The organism is Azospirillum sp. P4_B5, assembly GCF_056402275.1.
On sequence record NZ_JBFUHT010000001.1, the window covers coordinates 248,542 to 265,308 of the forward strand.

At 69.1% G+C, this 16,767-nt stretch carries 20 protein-coding genes; 6 read left to right on the forward strand and 14 right to left on the reverse strand.

Translation table 11 applies throughout. From position 1 onward, the window contains the following. Positions 1–46: 46 nt before the first annotated feature. Genes AC1DVI_RS01180 through AC1DVI_RS01195 form a run of 4 tightly spaced genes read right to left on the reverse strand, consistent with a single transcriptional unit; the run spans position 47 to position 2,054 of the window. Complete coding sequence (locus tag AC1DVI_RS01180; RefSeq protein WP_476956451.1) at positions 47–763, reverse strand: RES family NAD+ phosphorylase; 717 nt, start codon at positions 761–763, stop codon at positions 47–49. Positions 764–773: 10 nt separating this feature from the next. Next, on the reverse strand, positions 774–1,157 hold the full coding sequence (locus AC1DVI_RS01185) for an antitoxin Xre/MbcA/ParS toxin-binding domain-containing protein (protein WP_476956452.1): 384 nt from the start codon (positions 1,155–1,157) through the stop codon (positions 774–776). Positions 1,158–1,213: 56 nt separating this feature from the next. Then, positions 1,214–1,648, reverse strand: a complete 435-nt coding sequence (locus AC1DVI_RS01190) for a VOC family protein (RefSeq protein WP_149164531.1) — start codon at positions 1,646–1,648, stop codon at positions 1,214–1,216. Between the two features lies 1 nt (position 1,649). Next, complete coding sequence (locus AC1DVI_RS01195; RefSeq protein ID WP_476956453.1) at positions 1,650–2,054, reverse strand: rhodanese-like domain-containing protein; 405 nt, start codon at positions 2,052–2,054, stop codon at positions 1,650–1,652. Positions 2,055–2,210: 156 nt separating this feature from the next. On the opposite strand from AC1DVI_RS01195, the gene AC1DVI_RS01200 reads away from it, so the two are divergent. Beyond that, positions 2,211–2,636 carry a YkvA family protein gene (locus tag AC1DVI_RS01200; protein WP_476956454.1) on the forward strand — a complete coding sequence of 142 codons (426 nt, stop codon included), beginning with the start codon at positions 2,211–2,213 and terminating at the stop codon, positions 2,634–2,636. A gap of 4 nt (positions 2,637–2,640) precedes the next feature. Here AC1DVI_RS01200 and AC1DVI_RS01205 read toward each other — a convergent pair whose 3' ends face one another. The 8 genes from AC1DVI_RS01205 to AC1DVI_RS01240 all read right to left on the reverse strand — a co-directional run bounded on the left by AC1DVI_RS01205 (position 2,641) and on the right by AC1DVI_RS01240 (position 9,644). After that, the gene (locus tag AC1DVI_RS01205; RefSeq protein WP_476956455.1) at positions 2,641–3,570 is read right to left on the reverse strand and encodes a DMT family transporter; all 930 of its coding nucleotides are present in this window, start codon (positions 3,568–3,570) and stop codon (positions 2,641–2,643) included. Positions 3,571–3,692: 122 nt separating this feature from the next. Then, positions 3,693–5,129 (reverse strand): c-type cytochrome biogenesis protein CcmI, encoded by a 1,437-nt coding sequence (ccmI, locus tag AC1DVI_RS01210; RefSeq protein WP_476956456.1) that lies wholly within the window; start codon positions 5,127–5,129, stop codon positions 3,693–3,695. After that, complete coding sequence (locus tag AC1DVI_RS01215; protein ID WP_454020533.1) at positions 5,129–5,602, reverse strand: cytochrome c-type biogenesis protein; 474 nt, start codon at positions 5,600–5,602, stop codon at positions 5,129–5,131. The genes ccmI and AC1DVI_RS01215 overlap by 1 nt, the downstream gene beginning before the upstream one ends. Positions 5,603–5,625: 23 nt before the next feature. Continuing rightward, the gene (locus tag AC1DVI_RS01220; RefSeq protein WP_476956457.1) at positions 5,626–6,162 is read right to left on the reverse strand and encodes a DsbE family thiol:disulfide interchange protein; all 537 of its coding nucleotides are present in this window, start codon (positions 6,160–6,162) and stop codon (positions 5,626–5,628) included. Between the two features lie 13 nt (positions 6,163–6,175). Continuing rightward, complete coding sequence (locus AC1DVI_RS01225; RefSeq protein WP_476956458.1) at positions 6,176–8,167, reverse strand: heme lyase CcmF/NrfE family subunit; 1,992 nt, start codon at positions 8,165–8,167, stop codon at positions 6,176–6,178. 55 nt (positions 8,168–8,222) lie between these two features. Beyond that, complete coding sequence (gene ccmE / locus AC1DVI_RS01230) at positions 8,223–8,678, reverse strand: cytochrome c maturation protein CcmE (RefSeq protein ID WP_476956459.1); 456 nt, start codon at positions 8,676–8,678, stop codon at positions 8,223–8,225. Continuing rightward, positions 8,675–8,893 (reverse strand): heme exporter protein CcmD, encoded by a 219-nt coding sequence (ccmD, locus tag AC1DVI_RS01235; RefSeq protein WP_035669739.1) that lies wholly within the window; start codon positions 8,891–8,893, stop codon positions 8,675–8,677. Before ccmD ends, ccmE begins: the two co-directional genes overlap by 4 nt. A gap of 31 nt (positions 8,894–8,924) precedes the next feature. After that, entirely contained in the window at positions 8,925–9,644 is a 720-nt protein-coding gene (locus AC1DVI_RS01240; RefSeq protein WP_137139735.1) for a heme ABC transporter permease, read from the reverse strand. A 216-nt stretch (positions 9,645–9,860) separates the two neighbouring features. Here AC1DVI_RS01240 and AC1DVI_RS01245 point away from each other — a divergent pair, with 216 nt between their 5' ends. Together AC1DVI_RS01245 and AC1DVI_RS01250 are read left to right on the forward strand one after the other, a co-directional pair. Beyond that, positions 9,861–10,115, forward strand: a complete 255-nt coding sequence (locus tag AC1DVI_RS01245) for a FitA-like ribbon-helix-helix domain-containing protein (RefSeq protein ID WP_476956460.1) — start codon at positions 9,861–9,863, stop codon at positions 10,113–10,115. 195 nt (positions 10,116–10,310) lie between these two features. Then, on the forward strand, positions 10,311–10,550 hold the full coding sequence (locus AC1DVI_RS01250; RefSeq protein WP_476956461.1) for a type II toxin-antitoxin system VapC family toxin: 240 nt from the start codon (positions 10,311–10,313) through the stop codon (positions 10,548–10,550). A 3-nt stretch (positions 10,551–10,553) separates the two neighbouring features. Here the strand turns inward: AC1DVI_RS01250 and ccmB are convergent, their stop codons facing one another. Together ccmB and ccmA are read right to left on the reverse strand one after the other, a co-directional pair. After that, positions 10,554–11,219: a heme exporter protein CcmB gene (ccmB, locus tag AC1DVI_RS01255; RefSeq protein WP_476956462.1), complete on the reverse strand. Its 666-nt coding sequence runs from the start codon at positions 11,217–11,219 to the stop codon at positions 10,554–10,556. Next, entirely contained in the window at positions 11,216–11,905 is a 690-nt protein-coding gene (ccmA, locus tag AC1DVI_RS01260; protein WP_476956463.1) for a heme ABC exporter ATP-binding protein CcmA, read from the reverse strand. The genes ccmB and ccmA overlap by 4 nt, the downstream gene beginning before the upstream one ends. 426 nt (positions 11,906–12,331) lie before the next feature. Between ccmA and AC1DVI_RS01265 the strand changes: the two genes are divergently transcribed. The 3 genes from AC1DVI_RS01265 to AC1DVI_RS01275 all read left to right on the forward strand — a co-directional run bounded on the left by AC1DVI_RS01265 (position 12,332) and on the right by AC1DVI_RS01275 (position 16,693). Then, the gene (locus AC1DVI_RS01265; RefSeq protein WP_476956464.1) at positions 12,332–14,011 is read left to right on the forward strand and encodes a putative transporter; all 1,680 of its coding nucleotides are present in this window, start codon (positions 12,332–12,334) and stop codon (positions 14,009–14,011) included. A 71-nt stretch (positions 14,012–14,082) separates the two neighbouring features. Beyond that, positions 14,083–15,762: a putative transporter gene (locus AC1DVI_RS01270; RefSeq protein WP_476956465.1), complete on the forward strand. Its 1,680-nt coding sequence runs from the start codon at positions 14,083–14,085 to the stop codon at positions 15,760–15,762. A 124-nt stretch (positions 15,763–15,886) separates the two neighbouring features. Then, a complete protein-coding gene (locus AC1DVI_RS01275) occupies positions 15,887–16,693 on the forward strand; it encodes an ABC transporter ATP-binding protein (RefSeq protein WP_145622999.1) in 807 nt (268 codons plus the stop codon). Positions 16,694–16,767 lie beyond the last annotated feature (74 nt).

Consider the following 16,767-nt stretch of genomic DNA (forward strand, 5'->3'; position numbering starts at 1 on the left):
GAACGGGGGGCTCTCGCGGGCTCCCCGTTTCCTTTTGGGGAAAGGCTCAGCGGTCCCAGCGCATCGCGGCGATGCGGGCGTCGCCGATGAAGGTGGAACGGTTGAACTCCAGGCGAATGTCCGGGAACTCGCACAGTGCCTGGATGCCCGAACTGCGCAAGTAAATCCGCCAAGTCTGGAAGGTGGTCGGCTTCGGCTCCCGGAAGGCCGCGCAGGTGAGCAGGGCGAGGCAAACTCCCTTGTCCGGATCGCGTACCGAGGCGTAGCGGATGGCCTGGATGCCGGCCTGCCGCGCCGTCTCGGCCAAGGTCTGGCAGGGCTCGTAATGGGTCGGGTGCGCCCAGGCCGCGGTGTCCCGGTCCAGGGGCGGGGCGGTCAGGTCCAATCCCTGATCCGTTCCGTAGGCGGCGCAGAAAGCCGTGTGTTCATTTGGGTTGGCTGGCCACGGCGTGTCGGGCGACTCCGCGAAGAACAGCAGGCGGTAGAAGGAAAGTTCGGCGACCGCCGTGTGGACGCTTTCGGCGGCGTAGTACACACCCGGCGTCATGCCGGCACGCCGGAATCGTGATCCTGCAGGGTAGGGCGCGTCGTAGCGGAACGGCGTGGACAGGAGAAAGTGAAGCCCCCGGCATTCGTTGGGAACCGGGGGCTTCGTGCCTTCGATCAACCGTTCCAGCAGATCCTGTTCGTCCAGGCTGTCGACCAGCTTCAGGGTGGAGACCTTGTTCTGGGCCTCCACCAGACGCCAGCATTCACCGGTCAAGGTGCGTCGGCTAGAGGACAGCGCGGCGGGAGTCCAGATAGTCGATGACATGCATCAGCCCAGTTATGGTCTGGACTTTATCCAGCGGCTTGCCGTTGTCCAGCGCTGTATTGACGTTTCTCAGCCACGCGCGGGCAACGTTCGGGTCGCCGCCGACAATGGCGTCAAGCGACCGATAAAGACGGATGAAGAGAATTGCAAGTTCGAAGGACTTATCGCTGGTTGACAGCGTCAGGCCATGCTTGCGCATGCGCGACACCGTGGGCTCCGAAACGCCCAGGACCCTCGCCAGGATCGTATTGGGAATCTCAAGCTGATCGGCAGCGCGGAGGACAGCCTTGGTGACAACCTGCGCGTTGGATGGCGCGGTGTTCGTCGCGTGATGCGTCAGCATGGCCGCCTCCTTTCCTCAGAAATCAGAATATAGCATTCTTTCCAGGGAAAGCAAAATCACCCTTCCAACGTGAAGCTTCCATCCTCGCCCAGCGCGGCGAAGGGGTTCCAGGCGACCTCCCAGGGGTGGCCGTCCGGATCGGCGAAATAGCCGCTGTAGCCGCCCCAGAAGACGTCCTGCGCCGGCTTCAGGATGCGCCCGCCGGCCCGCTCGGCCTGGGCCATCACCGCGTCCACCTCCGCCTTGCTGCGCAGGTTGTGGGCCAGCGTGATGCCGCCGAAGCCCGAGGTCGGGCCGGACTCCGCGAGATGCGCGTCCTCGGCCAGCGCCTCCCGCCCGTAGAGGGCCAGCGCAATGCCGCCCAGCTGGTAGAAGGTAACGGCGTCCTGACTGACCGGGGAGGGGGTCCAGCCCAGCCCCTCCTCGTAGAAGCGGCGGCTGCGCGCGAGGTCGGCGACGCCCAGCGTGATCAGGCTGACTCGCTGCTCCATCTCAGCTCTCCTTGCGTTCGACTGTGGCGACCGGCAGCCCGGCCTCCTTCCAGCCCTTGAAGCCGCCCCCCAGGTGGCAGACGTTCTCGAGCCCCATCGACTGCACGGTGTCGGTGGCGAGCGCCGAGCGCCAACCGCTGGCGCAGTAGAAGACGAAGCGCTTGCCCGACGCGAAGACCGGCTTGTGATAGGGGCTGTCCGGGTCGACCCAGAATTCCAGCATCCCGCGGGTGGCCGGGAAGGCGCCGGGGATCATGCCGTCGCGCGTCAGCTCGCGCGGGTCGCGGATGTCCACGAAGATCACGTCGGGGTCGCCGTGCATGGACAGCGCCTCCTGCGGCGTGATCGCCTGGATGCGGGCGTTCGCTTCGGCCAGCAACTCCTTGTAGCCCTTCTTCATCGGCATGGCGGTTTCCTCCTTTTGACCCTTTGGCCGTAGTCGAACCCTTGGCGGGACCGTTGGCGCGTCTGCGCTGTTGTCGCTTTACGCAACTGTGCAACAGGCCGCCCCGCCCGGTCCATCGGGAAGGGCAGCCGGTGCAGGGGGAGCCCAGGGAAAGCCATGCAGACTGCCACCGACGGACCCACCGAAGCCGCCGCTTTGCCCACCGTCATCGATCCTGTCCGCGTGGAGCGGAACGAGCGCTTTGTCCGCCGCCGCTTCTGGAACACGCTGCGCGCCAACCTGCACCGCATTCCCTTCTTGGAGCAGGCGCTGGCCGCCTTCTTCTGCGCGACCGACCCGCAGACGCCCTTCAAGGCGAAGGCGATCCTGATGGCGGCGCTGGCCTATTTCGTGCTCCCCGCGGATTCCATCCCGGACTGGCTGATCGCGGTCGGCTTCGTCGACGACGCGGCGGTGCTGGCCACCGCCGTCCATGCGGTGCGGAGCAATCTGAAGCCCCAGCATGAGGATCGCGCCCGCGCCGCCCTGCGCAAGGAGCAGCAGATGAAGCCTCCGGAAATGAAGCCTGCCGCCGACCACTGACGGCTCACGCCTTGGCCGCACGCCGCTCCGCGCGTGACTGCGCGGCGTCGCGATGCGCGGTGTAGAGGGCGGAGGCCGCGATCACCCCGGCGCCGACCCAGCCCCACAGGTCCATCGCCTCACCGAACAGCGGCCAAGCGAGCAGGGCGGTAAAGGGCAGGCGGGCGTAGTCGTAGGGCATCATCGCCGAGGCCGGCGCCAGCTTGAAGGCGCGGGTCATCGCCAGTTGCCCCAGAGTCAGCACCCCTCCAAGGAGGACGAGCCAGCCGAGCGCCGTCCAGCTCGGCCACTCCCATACGAAGAGGGCCGGCACCAGCGCCATCGGGGTCAGGAACAGGCCCATGTAGGCGACCACCACCATCACCCCGTCGGACGTCGCCAGCGCCCGCACCTGGAGCGTGGTCGCGGCGGCGGCGACGCAATGCAGAAGCATGACCAGAATCGTCGGGTCCAGGGTGGCGTCGTCGGGGCGGATGACGATCATCACGCCGGCCAGCCCGATCAGAACGGCGGCCCAGCGCCGCGCCCGCACCGTCTCGTTCAGGAACAGCGCGGCCCCGGCGGTGACGAACAGGGGGATGGTGAAGCTGAGCGCCGTGGCGTCCGGCAGCGGCATGTGGGTGACGCTGTAGAACCAGCACAGCATCGCCACCAAACTTGTCGCCGAGCGCGAGGCGTACAGCCCCGCCCGTCCGGTGCGCAGCCGTCCCAGACCGACCGCCGCGATCCAGGGCAGCATGAACATCAGGCTGAACAGATTGCGGAAGAAGACGATCTCGAAGGGATGAAGCTCGCCGCTGACATGGCGGATCATCGCGTTGCCGATGGCGATGAACAGGGCGGCCCCCAGCATCCAGAAGGCCGCCTCCAGCGGCTTTCCCGCCATGCCGGGGCCGGTGGCGGGACCTTTGGCGGTGAGCGCGTGGGTGGGCAATCGGTCGCGTCCCTGGCGGATCGGCTTGCGGGTGGCGCTCCATTGCCGGAAACGCCACCCCAGCGTGCATCGCTATCCTGCTCTTCGGACCGGCCGGGTTGCAAGGGACATTCAGGAGAGGATCAGCCGCCGGCCTTCAGCGACTCGAGGCGGGCGCGAATCAACGTGTATTCCGGCTCCTCCGGCTTGAACTGGGCCAGCAGTCGGGTCCACAGATCGGTGGCCTCCGCCGTCTGGCCGACGCCGGCGGCGTTCAGGCCGAGCAGCCAGAGCGCGTCGCGGTTGTCGGGTTCGGCCGCCAGCGCCTGACGGAGCGAGGCGACGGCCTCCTCCGGCATCGGGCCGGGCTTGCTGCTCCGCGGTTCCGCCGACAGCAGGGCGGAGGCATAGGCGACCAGCACGTCGGGCCGCTTGGGCGCCCGTTCCCGCGCCTTGCGGGCGGCGTCGATGGCCTTCGCCGACTCGCCCATCACGCCGTAGGAACGCGACAGCCGCAGCCAGCCGTCCACGTCGTCCGGGTTGGCCTCCAGCCGGGCGGCCAGCCCGTCGACCATGCCGCGGATCATCTGCTGCTGGTCCTCGCCCTCGGTCTGGCCCTGCACCTGGCCCTGATTCTGGCCCTGGTTTTGGGCGACCGGCGGCTGTTGCTGGGCGGGCAGCGGTTCCGGCGTCACCTTCGCCGGGTCGAGGTTCAGCGCCTTGGCCGCCTCCGCGATCTGCGTCCGGACGATCGGCACCCAGGGCGCGTCGGCGTGGGACTCCGCGAGCAGGGCGCTCCAGCGCTCCAGCGCGTCCTTGGTGTCGCCGGCCTGGAAGCGGGCCAGCGCGGCGTAGAAGCGGGCGCGCGGCTCCTTGGGGTCCTTCGCCAGCACGCGGTCGAAGGTCTTGCGGGCCTCGTCGGGCACGGTGCCGCCGTTGGCCGAGATCAGAACCTCGCCGTAGCTGCCGAGCAGCTCCAGATCGTCGCCGGCCAGGGCCACCGCCTTGCCCAGCGCGTCGGCGGCCTCGGGCAGGCGGCCCATCTTGGCGTAGGCCTGGCCGAGGATGGCCCAGCCTTGCGGGTCGTCGGGGGTCTCGGCGAGCTGGGCCTTCAGCTTGTCCATCGCCGCCAGCACGGTCTTCGGCGGCCCGCCGCGCTCATGGTCCAGATTGCGCGAGGCCAGCGGCTGGGCCGGCAGCTCCGGACGGCCCAGCTTGCCATAGACGGCCAGCGTGCCGAGCGGCAGCAGGACGGCCAGCAGGGCGGCCAGCGCCATCGCGCTGCGCGGGGCGCGGGCGGCGGGCGCCTTGCCCTTCGCGCCGTCCTTCGTAGAGCCCTTGCCGCGGTCGGCGATGGCCAGCATGCGGCGGCCGATCTCGGCGCGGGCGGCGGCGGCCTGCGCCTCGCTGATCAAGCCGCGGCCCTGGTCGCGCTCCAGCTCGCCCAGCTGGTCGCGGTAGACCTCCAGGTCGTAGGCGGCGCGCTCCTCGGCGGCTCCCTCGGGCTTCCTCAGCAGCGGCGGCACGATCAGCAGCACCACGGCCGCCGTCAGGGCGGCGGCGACGATCCAGAACAGCATCAGGCTTTGTCCTTGCGGAGCAGGGCGTCCAGGCGCCGCCGCTCGTCCTCGGTCAGCGGTGCGGTGTCGCCGCCCGCGGTCATCGGGCCATCGGCGGCAGCCCCCTTCCGCCCGCGCAGGTACAGGGCCGTCACGACGCCGCCGATGGCCAGGATCACGAAGGGGCCGATCCACAGGAACAGCGTCGTCGCCTTGAAGGGCGGGCGCAGCAGCACATAGTCGCCATAGCGGTCTGTGACGAAGCTCAGCACCTGCTGGTTGCTGTCGCCGGCGGTCAGCCGTTCGCGGACCAGCACGCGCAGGTCGCGGGCGAGCGGCGCGTTGGAGTCGTCGATCGACTGGTTCTGGCAGACGAGGCAGCGCAGATCCTTGCTGATCTCCCGCGCGCGGCCTTCCAGCGCCGGGTCCTTCAGCACCTCGTCAGGCTGGACGGCGGAGGCGGCGACCGGGGTCAACGCCAGCAGGACGGCCATCAAGGTCGTGGAAAGAAGGGCTCTCACGACGCGCTCCGCAGATGCTTGACCATGGGCAGGATCTGCTCCTCGACCACCTGCGGGGTCAGGGGGCCGACATGCTTGAAGCGGATGCGGCCCTGGCGGTCGAGCAGGAAGGTCTCCGGCACGCCGTAGACCCCCCAGTCGATGGACACGCGGCCGTCCAGGTCGACGCCGATGCTGGCGTAGGGGTCGCCGTTCCGGTTCAGCCAGGCGATGGCGTCCTCCGCCTTGTCCTTGTGGTTGATGCCGCGCACCGTCACGCCCTGCTCGCGGGCCAGCCGGGTGATGATCGGGTGCTCGGCCTTGCAGGGGATGCACCAGGAGGCGAAGACGTTCACCAGCGTGACGTCGCCCTTCAGCGTCGCGTTGGACAGCCCTTCTTTGTACCCCGGCAGCGGCGGCAGCGCGAATTCCGGCGCCGGCTTGTCGATCAGGGCGGAGGGGATGTCGCGCGGGTCGCGGTCGAACCCGCGCAGGAAAGCCACGCCGACACCGACGAACAGCAGCAGCGGCAACAGATAGATCAGGCGGCGCATCGGAAGCGTGTCCTTACTCGGCGGGCTGAAGGGTGCCCTTGGCGGCGCGGCGGCGCTCCGGGGCGCCGACGCGGAAGCGGCGGTCGGACAGGCTGACCAGCCCGCCCAGCATCATCCCCAGCGAGCCGATCCAGATCCACGGCACCAGTGGGTGATGGTACAGCCGCACGGTCCAGGCCGTGCCGTTCTGCGTCGGGTCGCCCAGCGCCACATAGACGTCGGACAGCCAGGTGGTGTGGATCGCCGCCTCGGTCGTCGTCATGCGGGTGACCGGGTAGCTGCGGCGCTGCGGCGTCAGGGTGGCGATGGTCTTGCCGTCGCGGGTGACGGTGAAGACGCCCTGCTCGGCGCTGTAGTTCGGCCCCTGCATCGTGCCGACGCGGTCGAAATGCACGGCGTAGGCGCCGACCGTGGCGTTGTCGCCCGGCTTCATCGCCTGGATGGTCTCGCTCTGCCACGCCGAGGTGCCGGTCATGCCGGCGATGGCGATGCCCATGGAGGCGTGGGCGATGGTCATCCCCCAGGCGCTGCGCGGCAGGTTGACCGCGCGGTTCCAGCTGTCCTTCACCGGGATGCGGAACAGGCGGATGCGCTCGGCGAACTCGGCCAGCGAGCCGAAGAAGGCCCAGGCGGCGAGCGCGACCCCGACCAGCGCCAGCAGCGGCCCGCCGCCGTTGGTGACGTAGGCGGCGATGGCGACGCAGGCCACGGTCGCCACGCCGGCCGTCCACAGCCGGGTCAGGGCGCCCAGCAGGTCGGCGCGCTTCCAGGCCAGGAAGGGGCCGACCACCATGGCGATCACCATCGGGATGGCGACGGGGATGAAGGTGGCGTTGAAGAAGGGCGGGCCCACCGACACCTTGCCGAGGTCGAGCACGTCGAGGAACAGCGGGTAGAGCGTGCCGATGAAGACCGTCGCCGTCGCGGTGGACAGCAGCAGGTTGTTCAGCACCAGCGAGCCCTCGCGGCTGACCGGGGCGAACAGGCCGCCGGTCTTCAGGCTGGGCGCCCGCACGGAGTAGAGCAGCAGCGAGCCGCCGGTGGCGATGGCCAGCAGGACCAGGATGAAGACGCCGCGCGCCGGGTCCACCGCGAAGGCGTGGACCGAGGTCAGGATGCCCGACCGCACCAGGAAGGTGCCCATCAGCGACAGCGAGAAGGTGATGATCGCCAGCAGGATGGTCCAGGTCTTCAGCGCGTCGCGCTTCTCCACCACGATGGCGGAGTGCAGCAGCGCGGTGCCGGCCAGCCAGGGCATGAAGGAGGCGTTCTCGACCGGGTCCCAGTACCACCAGCCGCCCCAGCCCAGCTCGTAATAGGCCCACCAGGAGCCGAGCGCGATGCCGGCGGTCAGGGTCGACCAGGCGGCCAGCGTCCAGGGCCGCACCCAGCGCGCCCAGGCCGGGTCCACGCGGCCTTCGATCAGGGCGGCGACCGCGAAGGAGAAGGCGATGGAGAAGCCGACATAGCCCGCGTAGAGGAAGGGCGGGTGGAAGGCGAGGCCGGGGTCCTGGAGCAGCGGGTTCAGGTCGTTGCCGTCGAGCGGCGCCGGAACCACGCGGAGGAAGGGGTTGGAGGTGATCAGGATGAACAGCAGGAAGCCGACGCCGATCATGCCCTGGACGGAGATGACGCGGGCCTTCAGCGAGGGCGGCAGGTTGCGCCCGAAGATGCCGACGGCCGCGCCGAACGCCGTCAGCATGACGACCCACAGCATCATCGAGCCTTCGTGGTTCCCCCACACGCCCGACACCTTGTAGAGCATCGGCTTCATCGAGTGGCTGTTCTGGACCACGTTCGACACGCTGAAGTCCGACACCACATGCGCCCAGGTCAGGGCGCCGTAGGCGACCAGCACCAGCAGCAACTGCGCGATGGCGGCGGGGCGAGCGACGCCCATCCAGGCGGCGTTGCCGGTGGCGGCACCGACCAGGGGGACGCCGGATTGCACCAGCGCCACGAACAGCGCCAGCACCAGCGCGTAATGGCCGAGTTCGGGAATCACGGGCCCGATGCTCCCTTAAAGAACGGAATGTGGAGAAGACAGGAAGCCGTCAGCGTCACGAGCTGGGCTTCTGCTCCTTCGAGTTCGCCTTGAAGTGCTCCGCTTCCTTGAGCGCGTCGGCGACTTCCGGCGGCATGTAGTTCTCGTCGTGCTTGGCCAGCACCTCGCGCGCCTGGAAGACGCCGTTGATCATGCGGCCTTCCGTGATGACGCCCTGCCCCTCGCGGAACAGGTCGGGAAGCTGGCCGCGGTAGCTGACGGCGACGGTGTGCACCGTGTCGGTGACGCGGAACTGCGTCGTCACCCCGTCGGGCATCTTGCTCACGCTGCCTTCCTCGACCAGACCGCCCAGGCGGAAGTTGCGGTCGCCGATGTCCTGGGTCTGCAACTGCGTCGGGCTGAAGAAGAAGACGATGTTGTCCTCGAACGCCGTCAGCGTCAGGGCGGTGGCCGCGCCAAGGCCCAGCAGGGCGAGGCCCAGCATGTAGAGGCGCCGTTTCTTGCGGGTCATCCTTCACCAACCTCCGCCGCGGGCGACGCCGCGGCTCCGTTGCGCGCCCGGCGCCGCCGCGGCGGGCGGCTGCCTTCCAGCGCCTTCAGGGTCGTCTCGGCGCCGCGCAGCGCCTTCAGCGTGGCGACCAGAAGGCCGACCATCACCAGCGCCGCCAGAGCGTAGGACGACCAGACATACGCGGCGTAGCCGCCCATCGCGAAAAACTCTGCCATCCTTGCCTCCGGCCCAGCCTGTTCCCGTGCCTCAGCCCTGCGCCTCGGTCAGGCGCATGGTCTGGATCTTGCGTTGCACGATCTCCGCCCGCAGGCGCAGCAGGACCACGGTGATGAAGTAAGCGGTGAAGCCCAGCGCCATGACCAGCAGCGGGACCAGCATGGACCCGTCGATGGTCGGTCCGCCCATGCGGATGACGCTGGCCGGCTGGTGCAGGGTGTTCCACCAGTCCACCGAGAATTTGATGATCGGCACGTTCACGATGCCGACGAGAAGCAGCACGTTGCCCGCCCGCGTCCCGCGCTGCGGGTCGTCGAAGGCGTTCACCAGCGCCATGTATCCCAGATAGAGGAAGAACAGGATCAGCACGCTGGTCAGCCGCGCGTCCCACACCCACCACGTCCCCCACATCGGCGCGCCCCACAGCGAGCCGGTGACGAGGCAGATGAGAGTGAAGCCGGCGCCGACCGGGGCGGCGGCCTTGGCGAACAGGTCGGCCAGCGGATGCTTCCACACCAGCCCGCAGGCGGCGGCGATGGCCATGTTGACGTAGACGAACAGGCTCATCCAGGCGGCGGGGACGTGGATGTACATGATCCGCACGGTGTCGCCCTGCTGATAGTCGCGGGGCGACCCGATCAGCGCGATGTAGAGCCCGACGATCAGCAGGATCACGGTCGCCCCCGCCGTCCAGGGCAGGATCGCCGCCGACAGGCGCTGGAAGCGGGCAGGATTTGCAAATCGATGCATAGGACCTATGGGCCTCTGGTCGTGCTGCGGACGATATAAGCTCAGTGATGCCCCAGCGCGAGGGGTTTCGCCTTGATCTTGGTCAGGAAACATGGCCGCACGCCGTGGTGTTTTCAGGACGGTGCGGCGGCCTGTCGCATTGACGGTACGACGGGTTGACGCGGCCTTTCCATGCTACGTTGGTGCAGGAAGGGCAAAAAAGTCCGAGGGGCTGCCATGGGTATGATCACCGTGCGCGACATCGACGATTCGGTTCTGAAGGCTCTGACCGACCGCGCCAGTGCCGCCGGCCGGTCGCTGGAAGAGGAGGTGCGCGAAACGCTGGCCCAGTCCGTCCGCCAGAGCCATCGCGATTTCTGGGAGCGCGCGGACCGGCTTCGGGCCGGTTTCGGAGGGCGTACCGTCTCCGACAGCGGTGCGGTCTCCGCCGAGATGCGGGAAGAGCGGTCGCAGCGGCTCGGCGAGCCGTGAAGCGCCTGCCGTCGTCCGTCGTCGCTGATGCCAGCCTGGTGGTGAAATGGGTCGTCGCGGAAGAGGACAGCGACAAGGCGAAGGCTGTCGGTCTTGGGCGAACCTTGTTCGCCCCCGATCTTCTTCTTGTGGAATGCGCCAACATTCTCTGGAAGCATCAAAGGCGAGGGGAGATAGATAGGCCAGGACACCGCCATGGCGGCTCTGGCCGTTCTGCGATCCGAACCATTTGCATGGACGCGGGACTTCGATCTGGTCGATCACGCCTGCCGCCTGTCCGCTGAGGTGAATCACCCGGTTTACGATTGTGTGTATCTCGCGCTTGCGCGGCAAACCGGTGTGCCCGTCATCACGGCCGACCTTCGCTTCGCTGGCGTCGTTCAGCGGTTTCCGGCTCTTGCGGGCAGCGTCATCGCTTTGAACGCGCTTGCGTGATGCTTATTCAACCGCCTGACGCAGGGCGGCGGCGCTGGCCCAGGGGGCGAGCGGCAGGGCGCCGGCCAGAAGGCCGCCCAGCAGCAGCAGATGCGGGCGTGGGGTCAGGCCGTTCAGTGCGGCGTCGATGGCCCCGGCGCCGAAGATCAGCACCGGGATGTAGAGCGGCAGGATCAGCAGCGACAGCAGCACGCCGCCGCGCCGGGCGCCCAGCGTCAGCGCCGCCCCGATGCTGCCGATCAGGCTGAGGATCGGCGTGCCGACCAGCAGGGTCAGCACCAGAACCCCGAACCCATCCGCGTCCATGTTCAGCAGAAGCGCCAGCAGCGGGGCGGCGGCGATCAGCGGCAGGCCGGTCACCAGCCAGTGGGCCAGCGTCTTGGCCAGCACCACCGCCTCCATCGGCAGGGTGGAGAGCGACAGCAACTCCAGCGAGCCGTCCTCGTAGTCGTTCTGGAACAGCCGCTCCAGCGACAGCAGCGAGGCGAGCAGGGCCGCTACCCAGATCACCCCGGCGGCGATGCGGGCGAGGATGTTCGGCTCCGGCCCCACCCCGAAGGGGAACAGCACCACGCACAGCACGAAGAACATCACGGCGATGCTGGCGTCCGACCCCTGGCGCAGCGCCAGCCGCAGGTCGCGCCCGATCAGGCGCAGGAAGCGGGTCACGCCGCGTCCTCCTCTTCCAAAACGTCGTCGTCCTCGCCCCCATCGTCCTCGTCGTGGGGGACGGGGGTGAACTCGTCGAGGTGCAGTTCCCCGGCGCCGGGCATGGCGATGTCCACATGGGTGGAGACGGCGACCATGCCGCCGCCGGCCCGATGCTCCGCGATGATCTCCTCGAACAGGGCGATCGCCGCGCGGTCGAGCGCCACGGTCGGCTCGTCGAGCAGCCACAGGGCGGCGGGGGCGGCGATGATGCGGGCGAGGTTCAGCCGTCGCTTCTGCCCGGCCGACAGGTAGCGCCCCGGCACGTTGGCGATGTGCGGCACGCCCAGCCGGTCCAGCGCCTTCAGCGCGTTGCCCCGCGGGTCGGCGGCGCCGCCCAGCGTGGCCCAGAAGGACAGGTTCTCCACCGCGCTCAGCACCGGCTTCACCGCGTCGAGATGGCCGACGTAATGGATGCGGCCGCGGTGGCCGTCGGGGTCGTCGGAGACCGCCACATCGTCCCAGGAGAGCCGGCCGCGGATCGGCTTGAGCAGCCCGGCCATGACGCGCAGCAGGCTGGACTTGCCGCTGCCGTTGGGGCCGAGCAGGAACAGCGCCTCCCCCGGCGCGATCCGGAAGTCCAACCCGGTGAAGACCAGCCGGTCGCCACGGAGGCAGGTCAGCGCGGAACCGGCGAAAACGGGCATGGCGACGGGCGGGCTCTTGCGGTGGACGAAGCGGGGGGAGCTATAGCACAGCCCGTCCGGGTGCCAAAAAGAAACGGCCTCACAAAAGGTCGGGCCAAACAGAAACGGCCCCAAAAAGGAACGGCCCCAAAAAGGAACGGCCATCGCAAGGGGGTTCTTGCGATGGCCGCCGATCCAGCCGGGGCCTGGCTGGGGGCGCCGGAAAACCGGAGCCCTGATCGTCGCTTAGGGGCCGGGCCGCAGGGGTTCACGGGTCCGGCCAGCCACTTGATGCCGTAAGGCTTCCTCCGGTTTAGGGCCAGAAAGTGGCGAAATTTTGATCCGATGAATGTCCCTTTCCATTCCAGGGCATTGCCCGGACGGAGCGGAGCGGGCATTCATAGGCGCCTTCGCCCCCTCAATGCTCAACCGGACCGGGTGCCTGCCATGACCCTGCTGATCGACCTGTTCAACGGCCTTCCCGACATCGCCCGCATCATGCTGATGCTCAGCGTGGTGGCGGCGTCGGGGCTGGCGCTGGGGCAGATCAAGCTGCGCGGGGTGGGGCTGGGCATCGGCGGGGTGCTGTTCGCCGGCATCGCCGCGGGGCACGTCGCCAAGGCGCTGGGCCTGACCTTCGACCATCACGTCCTGCATTTCATGCGGGAGTTCGGGCTGATCCTGTTCGTCTACACCATCGGCGTGCAGGTCGGCCCCGGTTTCTTCGCCGCCCTGAAGAAGTCGGGCCTGACGCTGAACCTGCTGGCCGCCTCGCTGGTCGGGCTGGGGGTGCTGGTGGCGGTGGCGATCCACGAGATCGGCGGGGTGCCGCTGCCGGCGGTGCTGGGCATCTTCTCCGGCGCCGTCACCAACACGCCGTCGCTGGGTGCGGCGCAGGAGATGCTGCGCGAGGTCGGGGCCTCGGCGGCGGAGATCAACACGCCCAGCCTCGGCTACGCCGTCGCCTACCCCTTCGGCATCGTCGGCATCCTGATCACCATGGGGCTGATCCGCGTCGTCTTCCGCATCGACCCGGCGGCGGAGGCCGAGGCCTTCGAGCGCCGGCGCCGCGCCCAGGTGGAAACCTTGGAGACGCTGGACGTCGCCGTGCGCAACCGGTCGGCCATGGGCCTGCCGCTGCGCGAGATGGAGCTGTTCGGCGACCAGGGGGTGATGATCTCCCGCCTGCTGCGCGAGGGGCGGCTCCAGGTGCCGCACCCCGACACCTGCCTGCGGGCCGGCGACGTCGTGCATCTGGTCGGGCCGCGGGTCAAGCTGGAGGCGACGAAGCGGCTGCTCGGCGAGGCCGCGGAGATCACCCTGACCACCAAGGGCACCGACATGCGCTGGGACCGGCTGGTCGTCACCAACGAGCATGTGCTGGGCAAGGCCATCGGCCAGCTCGACCTCGCCGACGCCTACGACGTGGTGGTCAGCCGGGTCAACCGGGCGGGCGTGGAGCTGGTGCCCAGCCCGGCGCTGCACCTCCAGTTCGGCGACATCCTGACCGCCATCGGCAAGCCGTCGGACCTCCAGCGGGTGGCGGCGCTGATGGGCAACTCGGCGCGGCGGCTCCAGCAGGTGGAGTTCGTGCCGGTCTTCATCGGCATCCTGCTGGGCGTGCTGCTCGGCTCCATCCCCTTCTACATTCCGGGGATGCCGGCGCCGCTGAAGCTGGGTCTGGCCGGCGGTCCGCTGGTGGCGGCGATCCTTCTGGCGCGCATCGGGCACATCGGGCCGCTGGTCTGGTTCATGCCGCCCGCCGCCAACATGGCGCTGCGCGAGATCGGCATCGTCCTGTTCCTGGCGGTGGTCGGGCTGATGTCCGGCGACCGTTTCGTGGAGACTCTGGTGCACGGCGACGGGCTGCTGTGGATCGGCTGCGGCGTGCTGGTGACGCTGATCCCGCTGCTGGTCGTCGGCTTCGTCGCGCGGGCCTTCGCCCGGCAGAACTACCTGACGATCTGCGGCCTGCTGTCCGGCAGCATGACGGACCCGCCCGCGCTCGCATTTGCAAACGCAATGAGCGCATCGGAGGCTCCCGCCCTCGCCTATGCCACTGTTTACCCTATGGTTATGTTTCTGCGTATCCTTGCGCCGCAGTTGATCGTCCTGTTCCTCTGGTAAGGGAGCGGCCCAGCGGGGACGCTTCCCACGGGATGGGCGGGCGGTCTGTCCTCGCGTGAGGAGACGCGGCCATGCACGCGCTCATCGAACTCTTCCTGGCCATGCCGCCGATCGCGCGCGTGGTGTTCATGCTGGGCATCACCTCGGCCCTCGGGCTGGCGCTCGGCCACATACGGCTGCGCGGCGTGGGGCTGGGCATCGGCGGCGTGCTGTTCGCAGGCATCGCGGTCGGCCACTTCGCCAAGCAGGCGGGGGTGACGCTGAACGCCGAGATGATGGAGTTCATCCGCGACTTCGGCTTGATCCTGTTCGTCTACACCATCGGCATCCAGGTCGGCCCCGGCTTCTTCGCGGCGCTGAAGAAGTCCGGGCTGGCGCTGAACGGGCTGGCGCTGCTGATGGTGGGTTCCAGCATCCTGCTGACCGCGATCCTGGTGCTGTTCGACCTCGTGCCGCTGGGCTCCGGCCTCGGCGTCTTCGCGGGCGGGGTGACCAACGCCCCGGCGCTGGCCGCCTCGCAGCAGGTGCTGAAGGAGGTCGGGGCCGACGCCGCGGTGATGGCCCTGCCCGGTCTGGCCTTCGCCGTCACCTACCCCTTCGGCATCGCCGGCAACCTGCTGGCAATGGCGGTGGTGCGGATCGTCTTCCGCATCGACCCGCAGGAGGAGGCCAGGGCCTTCGAGGCCGCCCGGCGGGCCGAGGTCGCGGCGCTCGACACCATGGACATCGCCGTCACCAACCCGGCCCTGCGCGGGGTGCGGCTGGGCGACCTGACCCTGCTGCCGAGCCTGGGGGTCTGTGCGTCGCGGCTGCTGCGCGGCGGCCAGCTCCGCGTGCCCGGCGAGGACACCCGGCTGGAGGAGGGCGACGTGCTGCACGTGGTCGGTCCGCGCCCGAAGCTGGAGCAGGTCCGCCTGCTGATGGGGCGGGAGGCCGACGTCCGGCTGACCACCAAGGGCAGTGACCTGCGGTGGGAGCGCATCGTCGTCACCGCCAACCCGGTGCTGGGCAAGTCCATCGCCGCGCTGAACCTGAAGGGGGCGTGCGACGTGGTGGTCAGCCGCGTCAACCGCGCCGGCGTGGAGCTGGTGCCCAACGCCGCGCTGAAGCTGCAGTTCGGCGACATCCTGACGGTGATCGGCAAGCCCGACGACCTCAAGGCGGCGGCCTGCATCATCGGCAACTCCGAACGGCGGCTGCAGACGGTGGAGATGATTCCGGTCTTCGTCGGCATCACGCTGGGGGCGCTGCTGGGCGCCATCCCGCTGTTCCTGCCGGGCATGCCGGCGCCGCTGAGGCTGGGCATGGCCGGCGGGCCGCTGATCGTCGCCATCGTGCTGGCGCGCATCGGCCACATCGGGCCGCTGGTCTGGTTCATGCCGCCCGCCGCCAACCTCGCCCTGCGCGAGATCGGCATCGTCCTGTTCCTCGCCGTTCTGGGCATCGCCTCGGGCGACCGCTTCGTCGAGACGATGGCGAGCGGTGCCGGGCTGCCCTGGATGGCCTGGGGCGTCCTGGTCACGCTGGTGCCGCTGATGCTGACCGGGCTGCTGGCCCGCGGCGTGATGAAGCTGAACTTCCTCAGCATCTGCGGCGTGCTGGCCGGGGCGCAGACCAACCCGCCGGGCCTCGCCTACGCCAACGCGGTGGTCGCGTCGGAGGCGCCGGCGCTGGCCTACGCCACCGTCTACCCGCTGGCCATGTGCCTGCGCATCCTGGCGCCGCAGCTTCTGGTGCTGATGCTGTGGTGAGCTGGGCTCGGGGCCTGTAAAATCCGCGTTGCGGGAGTTTGTCCGGCGGTCTAGCCTAGCGGCACCGTCCAGGGTTGGGCGGTCCAGACCGCTCCCCGCCCCGCTCTCCGCCGACAAGCTCCGCATGCACCGACACCCGCCCACGAATCCCCACGCCCCCGAAGCCGTCCTCGTCGAGAATGTCCACAAGCGCTTCGGCCCGCTGGAGGTGCTGAAGGGCGTCTCCCTGACCGCGCGCGAAGGCGACGTCATCACGCTGATCGGCTCCTCCGGCTCCGGCAAGAGCACGCTTCTGCGCTGCATCAACATGCTGGAGGTGCCGGACGAGGGGCGGATCGTCATCGGCGGCGAGGCCATCGGCCTGAAGAAGGCGCGCGGCGGCCAGACCGTCCCCGCCGACTCCCGGCAGGTGGACCGCATCCGCACCCGGTTGGGCATGGTGTTCCAGAGCTTCAACCTCTGGACCCACATGACCATCCTGGAGAACGTCATCGAGGCGCCGGTCCATGTGCTGGGCGTCCCGAAGGCGGAGGCGGTGGACCGCGCCCGCAAGCTGCTGGACAAGGTGGGCATCCTCGCCAAGGCCGAGTCCTACCCGGTGCAGCTCTCCGGCGGGCAGCAGCAGCGCGCCGCCATCGCCCGCGCGCTGGCCATGCAGCCCAAGGTGATGCTGTTCGACGAGCCGACCTCCGCGCTCGACCCCGAGCTGGTGGGCGAGGTGCTGCTGGTCATCCGCCAGCTCGCCGAGGAGGGCAACACCATGATTCTCGTGACGCACGAGATGGGCTTCGCCCGCGAGGTCGCGTCGGAGGTGGTGTTCCTCCACCAGGGCCGGATCGAGGAGCGGGGACCGCCCGACCGGGTTCTGGTCAATCCGGAATCGGACCGCGTGCGACAGTTCCTGTCGCGCCACCTGTCCGGCGGCGGCTGAATCGGTCGCGCGAGAACGGCCCGTTCAATTCCCTTGACTGGCGCTGTAAAACCGTAAACCTCAGAGCCTGCCCG